This is a genomic window from Micromonospora sp. 4G55 (assembly GCF_016803375.1).
Genome location: NZ_JAEVHN010000927.1, coordinates 1 through 1,438, shown reverse-complemented (window position 1 = coordinate 1,438; position 1,438 = coordinate 1). Strand labels below are relative to the sequence as shown.

Here is a 1,438-nt window from a genome sequence, read left to right as displayed (position 1 = left end):
GTCGCCATCGGCCGCGGGGGGCTCGTTCATCCCGTCGGTCGGGCGCGACTCGTCGACCCGGTCCGTTGGGCGCAGCTGGTCAACCGGGGCAGTCGGCCGCGACTCGTCACCGTCGGCCGAGCGCGACTCGTCGCCGTCAGTAAGGCGCGACTCGTCCACCCCGTCGGTGAGGCGCGGCTCGTCATGCCCGTCGGTCACCGGCGAAGGGTACGACCAATCGGGGCGATCCGGCCAGAGCCGCCCGCGCGTCGACAGCGTCCCGGCGGGCCTGCACGCGCGGTACCAACCTTCTGCTGCAGGACGGTGGCCTGCGCGGACGGTGACGGGGGCGGCGTCGGAAGGGGGTGGCTACTCGCCTAGCGAGCTGATGACGTGAACGACTCACGGAACGCCGTCCCCGCGGCGGTGGCGACAGACGTCTCTCTGCCGTCTGGCAGAGACGGGCCGTCACCCGGCCGCGGGGCGACAGCCACGCGCGTCAGGGGTGGCCCGAATCGTTTACGACATCAGCTCGAAGGGCGCGACCACCGCAGGTGGGGTGCCGTGGACGGGCTGCCACCACCAGCGGTCGCCGTGCGGATCACCCCGACAGACGCCGGGATCGGGCTCGCGAGCAGCCACCACAGGAGACGCTCCATGAGCCACCGTCAGGGCGCCGGGATCGGCCCGCCAGCAGCCACGACAGGAGACGGGACCATGAGCCACCTGCAGGCGCCGGGATCGGGCCCGCCAGCAGGCACCACCGGGAGGAAGAAACACGACCCACCGGGGCGGCCCGAGCAGGCGACCAAGGCCGCCGGTCAGGCCGGGTGGCCGCCGTGGCTGAGCAGCGCCCGGTCCACGGCCCAGAGGACGACCAGACCCACCGCGAGCAGCGGGTGGCCGGCGAGGGCGAACAGCACGCCGGCGGCGACGAAGCAGGCCGCCTGGACGGCGTACTTGGCCGGCGGGGCGAGCCGGACCCGGGCCCGGGGCGAGCAGAAGACGCCCCACACCACAGCGATCGGCAGCGGCGCGCCGAGCCCGGCGAGCAGCCGGACGGCCACACCCGCGTCGAGGGTGAAGCCCCACCAGCCGGCGGCGACGAGCATCGCCACCTCCACCAGGAAGGCGATCGTCAGCAGCACGGCCCTCATCAGGACCGCCAGTCCCGGTAGGCGGTGTCCAACGCGGCCACCAGTTGGTCGAAGGACCGGTCGATGCCTCGGGGCAGGCCGAAGCCACCGGCCGCCTCCAGGGTGACGAAGCCGTGCACGGCGCTGCGGAACAGGCGTGCGGCGTCGACCGCGGCGTCACCGGTCAGGCCGGACGGCCACGGCTTCACCTTCACCATCGGCCGCGGCAACGACATCTGCCGGGCGCGATCGACGCCCTCGTCCCGTTCGTGGTGGACCTGGACCCGGACACCGTCGACCTGGGCGCGTTCGCCCGTTCCCTC

3 protein-coding genes are annotated in these 1,438 nt (G+C 73.7%); all 3 read right to left on the bottom strand.

Annotated elements, in window-relative coordinates; genetic code table 11:
• Positions 1 to 198 (bottom strand): hypothetical protein (locus tag JNW89_RS36225; RefSeq protein ID WP_238452432.1); only part of this gene is annotated, 198 nt, incomplete at its 3' end.
• A gap of 602 nt (positions 199 to 800) precedes the next feature.
• Positions 801 to 1,136 (bottom strand): YrdB family protein, encoded by a 336-nt coding sequence (locus JNW89_RS36220; protein ID WP_238452431.1) that lies wholly within the window; start codon positions 1,134 to 1,136, stop codon positions 801 to 803.
• The coding region (locus JNW89_RS36215; protein ID WP_238452430.1) for a TetR-like C-terminal domain-containing protein at positions 1,136 to 1,438 on the bottom strand (303 nt) is incomplete at its 5' end. The genes JNW89_RS36220 and JNW89_RS36215, both read right to left, overlap by 1 nt.

Coding starts and splice junctions, on each gene's coding strand:
- JNW89_RS36220 (WP_238452431.1), bottom strand. CDS start 1,136: ATGAGGGCCGTGCTGCTGACGATCGCCTTCCTGGTGGAGGTGGCGATG.